Source organism: Mycobacterium sp. FW102-FHT13B02, assembly GCF_058790275.1.
Genome location: NZ_JBYTCM010000019.1, coordinates 113,693 through 130,004 on the forward strand (window position 1 = coordinate 113,693; position 16,312 = coordinate 130,004).

The following is a 16,312-nucleotide window of genomic DNA, read 5'->3' on the forward strand; positions in this document are numbered from 1 at the left end:
ACGTTGGCCGAATCTTCCACTTCTCGAACGTGTGTGCGAAACTAGATGTCGTGTCGAATGCCGAAGCGCACGCGGAGGCCAACATCCTGCATGCCGACCTCGATTCGTTCTACGCCTCGGTCGAACAGCGCGACGATCCGTCGCTGCGCCGTCGGCCGGTGATCGTCGGCGCAGGCGTGGTGCTCGCTGCCAGCTACGAGGCCAAGGCCTTCGGTGTGCGCACCGCGATGGGCGGTCACCAGGCCCGCAACCTCTGCCCGCAGGCCGTCGTCGTGCCGCCGCGCATGTCCGCGTACTCGGAGGCGAGCCGGGAGGTTTTCCGGGTTTTCGCTGACACCACGCCAGTCGTCGAACCACTGTCGGTCGACGAGGCCTTCCTCGACGTCAGCGGCCTCGGCCGGGTGTCGGGCACCCCGGTCCAGATCGGCGCGACGCTGCGCGAGGCGGTCCGCGAACGTGTGGGGCTGCCGATCACCGTTGGCATCGCCCGCACCAAGTTTCTGGCCAAGGTGGCGAGCCGGGAGGCCAAGCCCGACGGGCTCCTGCTGGTGCCGCCGGACCGGGAGCTGGCATTCCTGCATCCGTTGCCGGTCCAACATCTTTGGGGCGTCGGGGCCAAGACCGCGGACAAGCTCCGCGAACATGGCATCGAGACCGTGGCCGACGTCGCCGCGCTGACCGAGTCGGCGCTGGGCGTGATGGTGGGCGCGGCAATGGGACGGCAGCTGTACGCGCTGTCGCACAACATCGACCGCAGGCGGGTCACCACCGGTGTCCGGCGCCGTTCCGTCGGCGCCCAGCGTGCGGTGGGACGGCGCGGAAACACCATGTCCGACAACGACGTCGACGCCATGGTGATCAACCTGGTCGACCGCATCACCCGCCGCATGCGCAGTAGCGGACGGACCGGACGGACGGTGGTCCTGCGGCTGCGGTTCGACGACTACGGTCGCGCCACGCGTTCGCACACCATGCGCCGCGCCACTGCGTCGACCGAGGAAATCCTCACGGCGGCACGCGGATTGGTAGCCGCCGCGGGGCCACTGATCGCCGAACGCGGGCTCACCTTGCTGGGGTTCTCGGTGTCGAACGTCGACAACGCCGGCACAGAACAGCTCGAGCTGCCGTTCGGCGGCGAGCCGGACACCACCGCGGTGGACTGCGCCGTCGACCTGATCCGTCAGCGGTTCGGCAACGCGTGTCTGACACGCGGGGTGCTGGTGGGCGCGGATCCGGGCTGGGAAATGCCGATGCTGCCGGACTAACCGGTCCGGTACGTCCACCCCGCGTCGGCAGCGCACTGCTGGATCGGAATCTTGATGTCGTCGGTCGTGATCAGGTGGTGCATGCAATTCGAGTTGCCCGACCAGAACAGCTGCAGGTCCCCGGTGTCGTGACACTCGATCCACTGCCCCTCGGCATCCTGCCGCCATTCGACCAGGTGATCCACCACGTGCAGCAGTTGCTGCTCGGTATCAAGTCGCAGATGGATCTGGAAGGTCAGGGCCACCCCGAGGTCCTCGAGCACCTGCCGCCAGTCCGGATCGCCGGACTTCCACTCGGCCACCAGGTCGACGCCCTCTAGGGCACCGTCGCGGACCAGCCATGGGCGTGCCGGACTATTCAACTGGAACAGGCAGTCGTGCAGGGTCACTGACCGGGAACGATCTCGATACTGAGTGCGATGTCGGACCCCCGGGTGTCGGCGACTTTCACCATCGCGCGGCGAGACTTCGCGCCGGTGACCACGGTGCACGTCTGAGTCGTGCCCACCTTGCCCTCGAGACCACCGTCGCAGACCACGGAATCGATTTTCGATGCGGTTTTGGCGCTCAGGTTGTCTTTGACCGCCGTCTCCAGCTGGGCTTTGGACATGGTGGTCACCTGGGTACCAATGTGCAGTGAGCACGAGGCAAGGAGGCCGGCGGCAGCCAACGCGGCGACCCGACGCGTCCTCGATCGAAGAGCCATACTTACGGAGTATGCCCGCCCCGCCGGGCTCAGAACTGCGCAACCACGAAACCCGATAGCAGCACCAGAAACCCGCCGACCTCACCCAGGATCAGCGCCACCATCCCGGCATGCAGACCGACGCTCGAGTGCTCGAACTGGTTGGTGGTGTCGCGCCGGAGCCCGTGCTGGATGTACGCGGCTATCGCGATGACGAAGAAGAACACCAGAACCATTGCGGCGGTGAGGTTCACCCATGCCGGCCAGGCGCTGAACCGCACGAACACCGCGACCAGCAGGGTCGAGAACGAGTACATCAGCGCGGCCCGGTGCGCGATGTCGACGTAGGGGTGCGCCAGGTGGTCGGGACCCACGGCCATCTGCCGGTACTTCCAGATGCCGAGGATCAGGGCCAACAGGAAGATCAGGCCGGCGGCGAAAAGCGTGACGGCGGTGGCGGTACCGAGAACCATGGGGCCGACGCTACGCGCCGGTCCACGACAGCAACCGATCGACCGCCCAGGTGTTGACGATCCGCTCCTGTGGCACACCGGCATCCAGCGCCCGCTGCGCCCCATAGCCGAGGAAATCCAACTGGCCGGGCGCATGCGCGTCGGTGTCGATCGAGAACAGGCAACCGGTATCCAACGCCAGGTTCAACAGCCGGCTCGGCGGGTCGCGCCGCTCGGGTCGCGAATTGATCTCTACCGCAACACCGTTGGCGGCACATGCTTCGAATACCGTCGCCGCGTCGAATTTCGATTCCGGCCGGACGCCGCGTGAGCCTTCCACCAAGCGGCCGGTGCAGTGCCCCAACACGTTCGCCTGGCCGCCGGACACCGCGCGGACCATGCGGCGAGTCATCGCGGCGGCATCCATGGACAGTTTGGAGTGCACGCTGGCCACCACCACGTCCAGCCGCTCCAGCAACTCGGGTTCCTGATCCAGCGAGCCGTCGTCGAGGATGTCGACCTCGATACCGGTGAGGATGTGCATCGGCGCGAAGCGGTCACGGATTTCATCGATGATGTCCAGTTGCCGGCGGAGCCGGTCCGCACTCAGCCCGTTGGCTACCGTCAGCCGCGGCGAATGATCGGTCAGTGCGCAGTACTCGTGACCCAAACGCTGTGCAGTAGCCAACATTTCGCTGATCGGCGCCGAGCCATCGGACCAGTTGGAGTGCAGGTGCAGGTCCCCCTTCAGCGCCGGACGCAGCTCGGCGCCGCCCAAATCGTTTGCTGCGGAACGCAGCTGGACCAACGCGTCAGGCTCACGGCCTGCCCATGCCTGGGCGATCACCGCGGCGGTCTTGGGCCCGACACCGGCCAGTTGCTGCCAGCCATTGGTGCGCCCCAGCTTCTCGCGCTGCTCCGGACTCAGTGCCTCAACTACGTCGGCGGCTTTGCGGTAGGCCATGACGCGGCGCGCTTCTTCGCGCGCGCGGTCCTTGTAGAAGGCGATCTCCCGCAGCACGTCCACCGGGTCCATGGCGTCCAGTCTGCCAATGCATCGGGGAAACTCACAGGAATTAGTCGACGGTCCTGACTTGTTTCAACAAGCGTGCGATTCGCCTTCAAAACCTCACCGCAAGACACCACCTGGTCGGACATGCTCGCCGTTTGGCAGGCCGCCGACGATATCGACGTTTTCGAGTCCGGTTGGACTTTCGACCATTTCTATCCGATCTTCTCCGATTCCAGCGGCCCGTGCCTGGAGGGCTGGGTCACGCTGACCGCGCTGGCCCAGGCCACCACGCGGCTGCGGGTCGGCGTGCTGGTCACCGGCATTCACTACCGGCACCCGGCCGTCCTGGCCAACATGGCGTCAGCACTGGACATCGTTTCGGGTGGTCGCCTCGAACTGGGAATCGGCGCCGGCTGGAACGAGGAGGAGTCCGGCGCCTACGGCATCGAACTGGGCTCCGTCAGAGAGCGGTTCGACCGCTTCGAAGAGGCCTGTGCTGTGCTCAAGGGGCTGCTCACCCAGGACACGACGACGTTCGACGGGAAGTTCTACCAGCTCAAGGACGCCCGCAATGAGCCGAAGGGCCCGCAGCAGCCGCACCCGCCGTTCTGCATCGGTGGTAGCGGCGAAAAGCGCACCCTGAAGATCACCGCCAAATACGCCGATCACTGGAACTTCATCGGCGGTCCGCCCGAGGAGTTCGCCCGCAAGCGCGACGTCCTCGCCGCACATTGCGCCGACATCGGCCGCGATCCCAAGGAGATCACGCTGTCGGCCCACGTCCGGCTGGGTCAGGATCGGGACTACCGCAAGGTGGTCGACGAGGCTGCGGGCCTGAGTGCCGAAGGCCTCGATCTGGCGATCATCTATATCCCCCAACCGCATGACCCCGCCGTACTCGAACCCCTTGCCGAGGCGATCCGCGACTCCGGTCTGCAGACGGCCTGACATACGACAACCGCCCGGAGCCGAGAAATCGGTTCCGGGCGGGCGCAGATTCTTAATTATCGCTGAAGTCACAAATTGGTAACGGTCAGCAAATCAGCTGAGGTCACCGCCGACCGAGCTTGACCAAGGCGGTCGAACAGTCGCTAAACGCCGAAGCGGACCATGTCCGCCGCGGTGACCAGACGCTCGTTCTTGGCCGGAAACTCGCGGCTCTTGACCGGGTGGCGGAACAGGGACCAGGCAATACGTCCCATGCGCGAACGCGATAGTGGGTTGTTGTACACGGTGGTTACTCCTGCGGTCGGCGATTGGTTGCACCGTGGGGCCAGACTATCGCACGGCCCCCGCGTTTTCATTACAACGCCGGTCATCGGCAAACCTCCGGAGGCGCGCCGAAAGTAACAGCTGCGTGTCTGGTGTTACTGGTGTGATTGATGTTGCGCACGAAGCCCCTTAGGGCTCTCTTAATTTAAGAAATTCAGCTCCGCGTAAGTGACCCACCAGACAATATGAGCTACATCACATATCGGGGTCAGACAGGAAGTTCGCGCGGCTTCCGGAACACGTCGTCGAGCGTGACGGTGCGCAGGTTGCGTTCCTTCAGCAGATCGACCAGTTGGCCGTAAACGTGCGTCACCGGCAGATGGTTCAGGTGTCCGATGACCACCGTCTGCCCGGTGAAGTACTTGCCCGCCATCTTGAGGATGTAATCCTCGGTCACAATGTTCTCGTCACCCAGCGATCCCGTCCACATGGTCGGCGTCGAGTAGCCGAGCTCTGCGGCGATCCGGTCGACGATCGCGTTGTGGCTGCCGTAGGGCGGCCGGAAGTACGGCCGAGAGTCGACGCCGAAGGTCGACTGCAGAAACTTGTGATTGCGCTCCAACTGGTCGACGATCTCGTCCTTCGACAGTTTCGCCAGGTCCGGGTGCGACCAGGTGTGGTTGCCCAGCTGAATCTGCCCCGACTCCACCAATGGCAGCATCAGGTCCCGGTTCTCGGTCCACGACTGATACCTGCCGTTGACGAAGTAGGTGAGCCGCATCCCGGTGTCGCGCGCCAGCTTGGTGTACGCGCGCACCACCTCGGAACTCACGCCATCGTCGAGCGTGATCGCCACTCGGTTGCCGGCGACATCCGGCAGGCTGCTGAGTTCACCTCCACCGGGCAACGCCAAACCCATGCCACGCCGGACCGGTTCCGCCGGCGCCTTCGGCGGCGCCGCCGCCACAGTGGCGTCCGGCCCGTCGACAGCCCATCGCGCCAAGCCCACTCCGGCGACCACCGACGCTGACAAACCCACCAAAAAGCGTCGCCGGCTCAGCTCGGAGCCGGCGAACAGGGATCCGGGAGTAGTGGAGTAGTTCGCCATAAGTATTCAGTTCTGGTCGATCGGGACCCGAACCGACTCATTGTGCAACTTCAGTAACTCCAGCCTCATGCGACACACCCAGCGGTATCGAGCTGTTACCAACTCCATCCCCTGGGCGCCGAAGCGCGGCCCTCCTCCGATCTATGCGGGAGCAACCACCTCGTCGTCAAGGAAGTCCGGCGGGTAGTCCCCGAGATCGTCGGCAGTCATGGGCATCCTGCCCACTACACGCGATTCTGACGTAGTCAACCGCAACCAACTGACCGCACCGATCAGGAAGCACAGGTACACCAGCGGATACCATCCGCTCATTAATTGGCCGATCCAGAACGGCCGCAGGTCAAGGAAGTTCCAGTACACGCCACTGAAGTACATCGTGGTGTTGTTCCGGCCGGGTTTGCGCAGCGTCCACATGAATACCGCCGCGAACAAGCCGGCAGCACGGTACATCCAGCCCCGAGCCCAACCACCCTGCGTCGTACAGGCTTTCCCGACGAGCCAGAAGATCGCCGGTGCGAACCACACCCAGTGGGCAGCCCAGCTGAACGGCGAGACGGTACAACCGGTCAGGCCCACCACCCCCAGCGCCAGGGCCTGTTCGCCGCGGTGATGGGCCCAGTACGCCACCGCCAGTCCGGCAGCAAGAACCAAGAGGCTCAAGATGATCCACAACCACTCAGGCCGTGGCAGGGGTGCGAAGAAGCGAGCGAGGAAGCCATTGATCGACTGGTTTGCCAGGTGGTCGATATGGGCAATGTGCGTGGTATCTCCGAGATGACTCCAGAACCAGCCACTGTCCCTCGAGAGGAACGGCCAGGTACCGACCACCGTCACCACGAAAGCCCCTGTGGCAACCGCAGAAGCACGCCATTGTCGAGTCAGCAGCAGGTAGGGCAGGAACACCAGCGGCGTCAGCTTGATACCCGCCGCCAGGCCCAACCCGACACCTCGCCAACGGGAACCGTTGGGCCGCAACAGATCGAGCAGCACCATCGCCATAAGAACCACGTTGATCTGTCCCCACCAGAGCGTGGCCTGCACCGGCTCGACATCCATGACCGTCACGCCGAGTGCGGCACTGACCGTCGCCAGTCTCCAGTCAGAGCGAACGCCTGCCAATCGCATGAAGCGCCAAGCCAACAGCGCCAACAGCCCTACCGACAGGACCAGCAGCGACCACTTCGCGGCTTCGAAACTGGCCCACGCGAAAGGAGCGAGCAGCACCGTCGCGAACGGCGGATAGACGAACCATGCCTCTTTCAACGCCGGCGTCTCGTACAGCGGCTTGCCGTGTGAAAGCCCATCTACCGCAGCGCGGTACGTCGACAGGTCGAAGTCGTTCTCCAGCAATCCGAAGAACTTCACGTCGAACGGCACCAGCTGGTTGTGCACCACCAAGGCCAGTATCGCGACAGCGACCGCACCCAACACCACAAGCCGCGGCAGCCCCGTCTGCCCTCCCCGACTGGTCACCGACCGATTTTACCGGGCAGTGCAGGCGGCGCCTGTCACCAATCTCCGCCAACAAACAGCGTCAGATTCACCGGATCTGTGATCCATGGGCATGTTCGTGACGCAAACTCGTTTGCGACGCAAAAACCGTGGCCCGGCGGTGCATCGCACCACCGGGCCACGGTCGATTGTCAGATCAACGCTGCGGAGCAGCCGTCGGCTTGATCGGCTTGGGCAGCGCCGACTCACCCATCAGGTAGCGGTCCACACCGGCGGCCGCGGCGCGACCCTCGGCGATGGCCCACACGATCAGCGACTGACCACGGCCCATGTCACCGGCGACGAACACGCCGGGCACGGTGGTCTGGAAGTCGTTGTCCCGGGCCACGTTTCCGCGGTCGGTCAGATCGACGCCCAACTCGGTCAGTAGGCCTTCCCGCTCGGGTCCGACGAAGCCCATGGCCAGGAAGACGATGTCCGCCGGGAGTTCGAAGTCCGAACCCTCGACCTTCTCGAACTTGCCGGACTTCATCACGACCTCGTGCACCTTCAGTGCGGAGACCTTGCCGTCGGTGCCCAGGAACTCCTCGGTGTTGACCGAGAAGACGCGCTCGCCACCCTCTTCGTGTGCTGAGGACACCCGGAACATCAGCGGGTAGGTCGGCCACGGGGTCGACTCGGCACGCTCCTCCGGCGGACGCGGCATGATCTCGAACTGGTGGACGCTCGCGGCGCCCTGCCGGTGCGCGGTGCCAAGGCAGTCGGCGCCGGTGTCACCGCCACCGATGATGACGACCTTCTTGCCCTTGGCCGTGATCGGCGGCTCGCCGTCGGGTCCAAGAACGTCGTCACCGAACTGAACGCGGTTGCCCCACGGCAGGTACTCCATGGCCTGGTGGATGCCGTCGAGCTCGCGGCCCGGGATCGGCAGGTCACGCCATGCGGTCGCGCCGCCGGCCAGGACCACCGCGTCGAAGTCTTCCTGCAGCTGCTCGACGGTCAGGTCGACGCCGACGTTGACGCCGGTGCGGAACCGCGTGCCCTCGGCCGCCATCTGCTCCAGACGACGGTCGATGTGCCGCTTCTCCATCTTGAATTCCGGGATGCCGTAACGCAGCAGGCCACCGATGCGGTCGGCCCGCTCGAACACGGTCACGTCGTGTCCGGCGCGGGTGAGCTGCTGGGCAGCGGCCAGGCCGGCCGGTCCGGAGCCGACGACGGCGACCGTCTTGCCGGTCTTCACGTCCGGAACCATCGGCTTGACCCAGCCTTCGTCCCAGGCGTTGTCGATGAGCTCGACCTCGACCTGCTTGATGGTCACCGGGTCCTGGTTGATGCCGAGGACGCACGACGCCTCACACGGCGCCGGGCACAGCCGCCCGGTGAACTCCGGGAAGTTGTTGGTGGCGTGCAGGCGCTCGATGCCGTCACGCCAGCGGTCCCGGTACACCAGGTCGTTCCACTCGGGAATCAGGTTCCCCAGCGGACAACCGTTGTGGCAGAACGGGATACCGCAGTCCATGCAGCGCGAAGCCTGGACCTGCAGGGTCTCCTTCGAGAACTCCTCGTAGACCTCTTTCCAGTCCTTGAGGCGCAGGTCGACCGGCCGGCGGACCGGGGTCTGGCGGTGGGTGTGCTTGAGGAAGCCATTCGGGTCAGCCACGAGCGGCCGCCATGATCGCTTCGCCGACGTCCTCGCCGGCGGCCTCGGCCCCGGCGATCGCCTCCAGTACCCGCTTGTAGTCGCGAGGCATCACCTTGATGAACTGCTCCTTCTGATTCTGCCAATCGGCCAGAATCCGCTGTCCCACAGCCGATTCGGTTCCATCGACATGGGCGGTGATGATCTCGTGGAGCCACAGTTCATCCGTGGCGTCCAGCACATCGAGGTCGACCATCTCGCCGTTGATGTTGCCCGGCAAGGCGCCGTGGGGGTCGTACACGTAGGCCATGCCGCCGGACATACCGGCGGCGAAGTTACGGCCGGTCTCCCCGAGGATGACCACCTTGCCACCGGTCATGTACTCACAACCGTGGTCGCCGACGCCCTCGACCACCGCGTGGGCGCCCGAGTTACGCACCGCGAACCGCTCGCCCACCACGCCGCGCAGGAATGCCTGCCCGCTGGTGGCACCGAACAGGATCACGTTGCCGCCGATGATGTTTTCCTCGGCCACGTAACCGGCCGGCGCGTTCTTCGACGGGCGCACCACGATGCGTCCACCCGAAAGACCCTTACCGACATAGTCGTTGGCGTCACCATTCACCCGCAGCGTGATGCCCTTCGGCAGGAAGGCGCCGAAGCTGTTACCGGCCGAACCGTCGAACGTGATGTCGATGGTGCCGTCCGGAAGCCCCTGACCGCCATGGACCTTCGTGACCTCGTGGCCCAGCATGGTGCCGACGGTGCGGTTCACGTTGGTGATCTTCATGGCGAGGCTCACCGGGACCTTGGAGTCGATGGCGTCCCGGCACTCCGCGATCAGCTGCTGGTCGAGCGCCTTGTCCAGACCGTGGTCCTGACTCGACGTGCAGTACAGATCCTGCTTCATGAAGGCCGACTCCGGTTCGTACAGCACCGGGGTCAGGTCCAGCTTCTGCGCCCGCCAGTGTGCGATGGCCTTGCTGGTATCCAGCGCGCCGACCTGGCCGACCATCTCGTTCACGGTGCGGAAGCCCAACTGCGCCATGAGTTCCCGAACCTCTTCTGCGATGAACAGGAAGAAGTTCTCGACGAATTCCGGCTTACCGGTGAAGCGCTCGCGCAGCACCGGGTTCTGGGTGGCCACACCCACGGGGCAGGTGTCGAGGTGGCAGACGCGCATCATGATGCAGCCCGAGACCACCAGCGGCGCGGTGGCGAAACCGAACTCCTCGGCGCCCAGCAGCGCGGCGACGACAACGTCGCGGCCCGTCTTGAGCTGGCCGTCCACCTGCACGACGATGCGGTCACGCAGACCGTTGAGCAGCAGGGTCTGCTGCGTCTCGGCCAGGCCCAGCTCCCACGGCGCACCCGCGTGCTTCTGCGAGGTCAGCGGGGTCGCACCGGTACCACCGTCGTGCCCGGAGATGAGCACCACGTCGGCGTGCGCCTTCGAGACACCCGCAGCCACCGTGCCGACACCGTTCTCCGACACCAGCTTCACGTGGATGCGGGCCTCGGGGTTGGCGTTCTTCAGGTCGTGGATCAGCTGCGCCAGATCCTCGATCGAGTAGATGTCGTGGTGCGGCGGCGGCGAGATCAGGCCGACACCCGGAGTCGAGTGCCGCACCTCGGCCACCCACGGGTACACCTTGTGCCCCGGAAGCTGACCGCCCTCACCGGGCTTGGCGCCCTGCGCCATCTTGATCTGGATGTCGGTGCAGTTCGTCAGGTAGTGCGACGTGACACCGAAACGCGCCGACGCCACCTGCTTGATGGCGCTGCGTCGCCAGTCGCCGTTGGCGTCCCGGTCGAACCGCTCGACGTTCTCGCCGCCCTCACCCGAGTTCGACCGTCCGCCAAGGCGGTTCATGGCGATGGCCAGCGTCTCGTGGGCCTCGGCCGAGATCGAGCCGTAGCTCATCGCGCCGGTGGAGAACCGCTTGACGATCTCACTGGCGGGCTCGACCTCGTCGATCGAGATCGGTTCGCGCACACCGTCTTTGAAGGTGAACAGGCCACGGAGGGAGGCCATGCGCTCGCTCTGGTCGTCCACCAGCTTGGTGTACTCCTTGAACACCGAGTACTGACCGGTGCGAGTGGAGTGCTGCAGCTTGAACACCGTGTCCGGGTTGAACAGGTGGTACTCGCCCTCACGGCGCCACTGGTACTCGCCACCGACCTCGAGCTCGCGGTGCGCCCACTCGTCGGGCCGGTCCAGGTAGGCGAGGCTGTGCCGCGCCGCGACGTCGGCCGCGATGTCGTCTAGGTCGATACCGCCGGTCGGACAGGAGATGCCGGTGAAGTACTCGTCGAGCACGCGCTGGCTGATACCGACGGCCTGGAACAGCTGGGCGCCGGTGTAGGAGGCCAGTGTCGAGATGCCCATCTTGGACATCACCTTCAGCACACCCTTGCCGGCGGCCTTGACGTAGTTGGCCTTGGCCTGGTCGCTGGTCAGACCGGTGATGACACCGCGGTCGACCATGTCTTCGACGGTCTCGAAGGCCATGTAGGGGTTGATGGCGGCAGCGCCGACACCCACCAGCATGGCCATGTGGTGCACCTCGCGGGCATCACCGGACTCGACCACCAGGCCGACCTGGGTGCGGGTGCGTTCCCGGACCAGGTGGTGGTGGACGGCCGCCGTCGACAGCAGCGACGGGATCGGCGCGAGCCATTCGTTGGACTCACGGTCCGACAGCACGATGATGCGGGCACCGTTGCGGATGGCCTGCGACACCTTGGTGCGGACATCCTCGAGAGCCCGGCGCAGGCCGGCACCGCCGTCGGCGACGGGGTACAGGCAGCTGACGACCGCGGCGCGCATGCCGTGCTTGCGGCCCCGGATCTCGTGGTTGGGGTCGACGCAGATCAGCTTGGACAGGTCGCCGTTGCGCAGGATCGGCTGCGGCACGACGATCTGCCGGCACGAGTTCTCGTCCGGGTTCAGCAGATCACCCTCAGGGCCGATGACGCCCGAGAGGCTGGTCACGACCTCTTCGCGGATCGCGTCGAGCGGCGGGTTGGTGACCTGGGCAAACAGCTGCTGGAAGTAGTCGTAGAGCATCCGCGGCCGCTGCGACAGCACAGCGATCGGGGTATCGGTACCCATGGAGCCCAGCGCCTCGGCGCCGGTCCGCGCCATGGGCACGATCAGCTGGGTGACCTCTTCGTTCGTGTAACCGAACGCCTGCTGCCGCAGCACCACGCGATGGTGCGGCATCTTGACGTAGTCGCCGGGAGGCAGGTCGTCGATATGGAACAGACCGTTGTCGAGCCACTCCTGGTAGGGATGCTCGGCGGCCAGCTTCGACTTGATCTCCTCGTCGTCGACGATGCGGCCCTCGGCCATGTCCACGAGGAACATGCGGCCCGGCTGCAGGCGCATCTTCTTGACGACGGTCGACGGGTCCAGGTCCAGGACGCCGGCCTCGGAAGCCATGACGACCAGGCCGTCATCGGTGACCCAGATGCGCGACGGACGCAGGCCGTTGCGGTCCAGGACCGCGCCGACGATGGTGCCGTCGGTGAAGCACACCGACGCCGGGCCGTCCCACGGCTCCATGAGCGACGAGTGGTACTGGTAGAACGCCCGCCGGGCGGGGTCCATGGTCTCGCTGCGTTCCCACGCCTCGGGGATCATCATCAGCACCGCGTGGTGCAGGGGACGTCCACCCAGGTGCAGCAGCTCGAGCGCCTCATCGAACCGGGCGGTGTCCGAGGCGCCCGGCGTACAGACCGGGAAAATCTTGTTCAGGTCGTTGTGGTACCCGAACACGTCGGTATGGATGAGTGCCTCACGGGCCCGCATCCAGTTCTCGTTGCCGTTGACGGTGTTGATCTCACCGTTGTGAGCGACCCGGCGGAACGGGTGCGCCAGCGGCCACGACGGGAACGTGTTGGTCGAGAACCGCGAGTGCACGATGCCCAGCGCGCTCTTCATCCGTTCGTCCTGCAGGTCCAGGTAGAACGCCTTGAGCTGCGGGGTGGTGAGCATGCCCTTGTAGACGATGGTCTTGCCCGACAGGCTCGGGAAGTACACGGTCTCGCGGCCGGGGCCGTCCTGGCCGGGGCCCTTGGTACCCAGCTCGTGTTCGGCCCGCTTGCGGATCACGTAGGCGCGGCGCTCGAGCTGCATGCCGTCAGCGCCGGCGATGAAGATCTGGCGCAGCGTCGGCATGGCGTCGCGCGCCAGGGCACCCAGCGACGAGTCGTCGAACGGCACGTCGCGCCAGCCCAGGACCTGAAGACCTTCGGCTTCGACGATCTTCTCGAAGGCCTCGCAGGCCAGATTGGCGTCGCGGGCCGACTGCGGCAGGAAGGCGATACCGGTGGCGTAGCCGCCCTCGGCAGGCAGTTCGATGCCTTCCTCCGCGCATACGGCGCGCAGGAACTCGTCCGGAATCTGCAGCAGGATGCCTGCGCCGTCGCCGGTGTTCGGCTCGGCACCTGCAGCACCGCGGTGCTCCAGGTTCAGCAGTGCCGTGATCGCCTTGTCGACGATGTCGCGGCTCCGACGTCCGTGAATATCCGCGACCATGGCGACGCCGCAGGCGTCGTGCTCATGCGCGGGGTTGTACAGCCCGACCTTGCTGGGTCCGCCGTGCTGCGGCGCCATTCCCACCTAACCCTTCACCATCTTCTTTACGAAGCATCGCTTGACCGCCGCTTTTAGCGGCGCCAGCGGACTGAGCGACGGTATGCCAGCGTGCAGCACTGAACGACGGGCCGTCCCGCTCGCCTCGATTGAGACAAAACGATATGACAAACCCGGCCTGACATGCCAACTTAGGCAGACCTAACGAGATTGCTGCGACTGTGGTCGACAACACTCTAAAGCTACCGGTCGGTAGCCCCAATTTTATTGGAGCCCTTGCAGTTTCGCCAATCATTTCGCGTCACACCCAGACGGGAACCACCCGCGCCACTGGCCGCCAGACGCGGTGATGATTTGCCATATGTCACATATACGCAGGCTGTTACCAGATATTTATTTGCTGCAAAGATTGCTCAGATTCTTAGATTCGCCGCCCGCCACGGGGCGACCTCCGGTCACCTTTGGGCGGCTGTTCAGCAACGAGCGGCAGCGGCGCCGCCCATCGGTGGGACCCTCGAACTGCGGTTTGCTGACCCGGCTTTTTCGATTCGAATTGGAGGGTTTGACCAAATGAGTGCTCCCACGATGACACACAAGTTGGCGGCAGAGGCCGTCGGCACGTTCTGGCTGGTGCTCGGCGGCTGCGGCGCCGCCGTGTTCGCCGCCAATCCGAGCGAACACACTTCCATCGGCATTGGATTCCTCGGTGTCGCAATCGCTTTCGGCCTCACGGTACTGACAGGCGTCTACGCGTTCGGCAACATCTCCGGCGGTCATTTCAATCCGGCGGTGACGCTGGGCGCGGCACTGGCCCGCCGGATCGAATGGAAGGCCCTGCCGGCGTACTGGATCGCCCAGGTCATCGGTGGACTCATCGCCGGCGGGGTCATCTACTGGATCGGCACCGGTCAACCAGGCTGGTCGGCAACCGGCAACATGGCCGCGAACGGTTTCGGTGACCACTCACCGGAACATTTCGGCCTGACCTCGGTGATCATCACCGAAATCATCCTGACCGCGATGTTCCTGTTCGTGATCCTGGGCTCCACTGACGCCCGGGCGCCCAAGGGATTCGCCGGCCTGTCCATCGGACTGTCCCTGACCCTGATCCACCTGATCTCGATCCCGATCTCCAACACGTCGGTCAACCCGGCCCGCTCCACCGCCGTCGCGTTCTTCAACGGGAACGGGGCGCCGACGCAGCTCTGGGTCTTCTGGTTGGCACCGCTCGTCGGGGCCGCGGTCGCCGGCGTCGCCTACCCACTGCTGTTCGGCAAGGCCGAGGACTAGGTCGAAGCGCCCCGAAGCTCACCTGGTCGACGACCGGAGGTCGCGCGACCGGCGCGACCGTCAACCGGCCGGCGATGCGTCAATCACGTGGGGGCTCAGCACATGATCGAGCACAGTCGTCGCGCAGCCGACGATGCCGGCGCGTCCGGGTAGGGCCGAGGGAACAACCTGCAGCGTCCGGGTGGCCAGGGTGCTGGCGTTGCCGTACAGCGTTTCTCGCAGGCCTGCCACGAACACGTCATAGGCACCCACCACGTCGCCGGCTACGACCAGCACCGCCGGGTTGATCAGGTTCACCGCGGCCGCGAGCACCTCACCAACATGCCGGCCGCTGTCACGAATCATGCTGCGCGCCTTGGCGTCTCCGCCTTGAGCCAGTGCGACGACGTCCCGCAGGTGACTGACGGCGTATCCGTCGCGCTGCAGCGCTCGGACGATTGCCCAGCCACCGGCCACCGCCTCCACACAACCGGTGTCACCGCAGCGGCAGGGAAGGCCTGCGGCTGCTGCGATCTTGCTGTGCCCGAAATCCCCGGCCGCCTGCACGGCACCGCGCCGGAGTTGGCCGCCCATGATGACACCGGCACCCAGCCCGGTCGACGCTTTCACGACCAACATGTCTTGAACATCAGCGAATCCGGCGCGTCGTTCCGCCAGCGCGATGACATTGGCGTCGTTGTCCATGACCACCGGAGCATCGGTGAGGTGCTGGAAGTACGGCGCCAACGGCACCCCGTCCCAACCGCTCATGTTCGGTGAGTCCAGGCTGGCTCCCCGCTGCCGATCGACGGTGCCCGGCAGACTGAGGCCGATCCCGAAAATCCGGTCGCCGCGGCGCCCGGAGTCGTCGAGCAGCGCGTCGAGACGTTTCACCAGGTCGGGCATCAGATCGTCCGGGCCCATGCCGGGCTCTTGATCGATGTCAGCGGTGGCGACGATGTCGCCGGCAAGATTGCACACGGCCAGCTGAGTGCGGCTACGCCCGATGGCTACCGCGAAGACGATGCCGGCATCGACGTTGAACATCAGCTGGGTCGCGGGTCGTCCGCCGGTCGACGCGGCATGTGCAGGTTCGATCACCAGATCGTCGGCTGCCAGTGCGGTGATTCGCGCGGTCACCGCGGTCCGCGACAGGCCCGTGATCCTGCCGATCTCGCTGCGGGTGATGGCCCCGCGATCCCTGATCAGCGCAAAGACTTCACCGGCGGTGGGTGACACCGACGTGCCGTTGAGCGCCATAGCCCATTGAAGCAAGGCAACACCGACGGGCGCAAACGTAAGTTTTCGATCTTTCGTCTTTCAGAGACGAAAGAAGGTTGCAATAAATCCTCAAGCCGGTATGGTTCGTTCTGAAACGATCAAGCTCCGCCGCCGAGCACAGCGTCGCGGGCCACGAAGGCCGGCCCCGAACGCTCAGCGGCACCCCATAACGCGGCAGCAGCACAGTTGCCCCGCGGCCATACCGTCCATGGTTGTGCCGCAACATGATTCGCAATTTCAAACCCAGCCAAGGAGATCAGCAGTGACTATTCGGATCGGCGTCAACGGTTTCGGGCGCATCGGACGTAACTTTTTCCGGGCCTTGGACGCGCAG

Annotated in this window: 12 protein-coding genes; 3 read left to right on the forward strand and 9 right to left on the reverse strand. The window is 65.3% G+C overall.

Translation table 11 applies throughout. The features are described 5' to 3' along the window. Positions 1–50: 50 nt before the first annotated feature. Positions 51–1,265, forward strand: coding sequence for a DNA polymerase IV (gene dinB, locus AC3WTE_RS25310; RefSeq protein ID WP_492441955.1), 1,215 nt, complete (start codon positions 51–53; stop codon positions 1,263–1,265). Here dinB and AC3WTE_RS25315 read toward each other — a convergent pair. Genes AC3WTE_RS25315 through AC3WTE_RS25330 form a run of 4 tightly spaced genes read right to left on the reverse strand, consistent with a single transcriptional unit; the run spans position 1,262 to position 3,438 of the window. Then, entirely contained in the window at positions 1,262–1,654 is a 393-nt protein-coding gene (locus AC3WTE_RS25315; protein WP_492441956.1) for a hypothetical protein, read from the reverse strand. The two genes, dinB and AC3WTE_RS25315, sit on opposite strands and share 4 nt — an antisense overlap. Further along, positions 1,651–1,971, reverse strand: a complete 321-nt coding sequence (locus AC3WTE_RS25320) for a DUF4333 domain-containing protein (protein WP_492441958.1) — start codon at positions 1,969–1,971, stop codon at positions 1,651–1,653. The genes AC3WTE_RS25315 and AC3WTE_RS25320 overlap by 4 nt, the downstream gene beginning before the upstream one ends. A gap of 29 nt (positions 1,972–2,000) precedes the next feature. Beyond that, entirely contained in the window at positions 2,001–2,423 is a 423-nt protein-coding gene (locus AC3WTE_RS25325; RefSeq protein WP_492441960.1) for a hypothetical protein, read from the reverse strand. Between the two features lie 10 nt (positions 2,424–2,433). After that, on the reverse strand, positions 2,434–3,438 hold the full coding sequence (locus tag AC3WTE_RS25330) for a PHP domain-containing protein (RefSeq protein WP_492441962.1): 1,005 nt from the start codon (positions 3,436–3,438) through the stop codon (positions 2,434–2,436). Positions 3,439–3,510: 72 nt separating this feature from the next. Here AC3WTE_RS25330 and AC3WTE_RS25335 point away from each other — a divergent pair, with 72 nt between their 5' ends. Continuing rightward, positions 3,511–4,362 (forward strand): LLM class F420-dependent oxidoreductase, encoded by an 852-nt coding sequence (locus AC3WTE_RS25335; protein ID WP_492441964.1) that lies wholly within the window; start codon positions 3,511–3,513, stop codon positions 4,360–4,362. Between the two features lie 532 nt (positions 4,363–4,894). On the opposite strand, the gene AC3WTE_RS25340 is transcribed toward AC3WTE_RS25335, so the two are convergent. From AC3WTE_RS25340 to gltB, 4 genes are all read right to left on the reverse strand, one after another. After that, positions 4,895–5,686 (reverse strand): polysaccharide deacetylase family protein, encoded by a 792-nt coding sequence (locus AC3WTE_RS25340; RefSeq protein WP_492441983.1) that lies wholly within the window; start codon positions 5,684–5,686, stop codon positions 4,895–4,897. Positions 5,687–5,875: 189 nt separating this feature from the next. After that, positions 5,876–7,207, reverse strand: coding sequence for a glycosyltransferase 87 family protein (locus AC3WTE_RS25345; RefSeq protein WP_492441966.1), 1,332 nt, complete (start codon positions 7,205–7,207; stop codon positions 5,876–5,878). 175 nt (positions 7,208–7,382) lie between these two features. Then, positions 7,383–8,849 (reverse strand): glutamate synthase subunit beta, encoded by a 1,467-nt coding sequence (locus tag AC3WTE_RS25350; protein WP_492441968.1) that lies wholly within the window; start codon positions 8,847–8,849, stop codon positions 7,383–7,385. Continuing rightward, positions 8,842–13,449: a glutamate synthase large subunit gene (gene gltB / locus AC3WTE_RS25355; RefSeq protein WP_492441985.1), complete on the reverse strand. Its 4,608-nt coding sequence runs from the start codon at positions 13,447–13,449 to the stop codon at positions 8,842–8,844. The genes AC3WTE_RS25350 and gltB overlap by 8 nt, the downstream gene beginning before the upstream one ends. Before the next feature lie 564 nt (positions 13,450–14,013). Here gltB and aqpZ point away from each other — a divergent pair. Then, complete coding sequence (aqpZ, locus tag AC3WTE_RS25360) at positions 14,014–14,718, forward strand: aquaporin Z (protein WP_492441970.1); 705 nt, start codon at positions 14,014–14,016, stop codon at positions 14,716–14,718. Positions 14,719–14,778: 60 nt separating this feature from the next. Here aqpZ and AC3WTE_RS25365 read toward each other — a convergent pair whose 3' ends face one another. Beyond that, positions 14,779–15,957, reverse strand: a complete 1,179-nt coding sequence (locus tag AC3WTE_RS25365; RefSeq protein ID WP_492441987.1) for an ROK family protein — start codon at positions 15,955–15,957, stop codon at positions 14,779–14,781. Between the last annotated feature and the right edge of the window lie 355 nt (positions 15,958–16,312).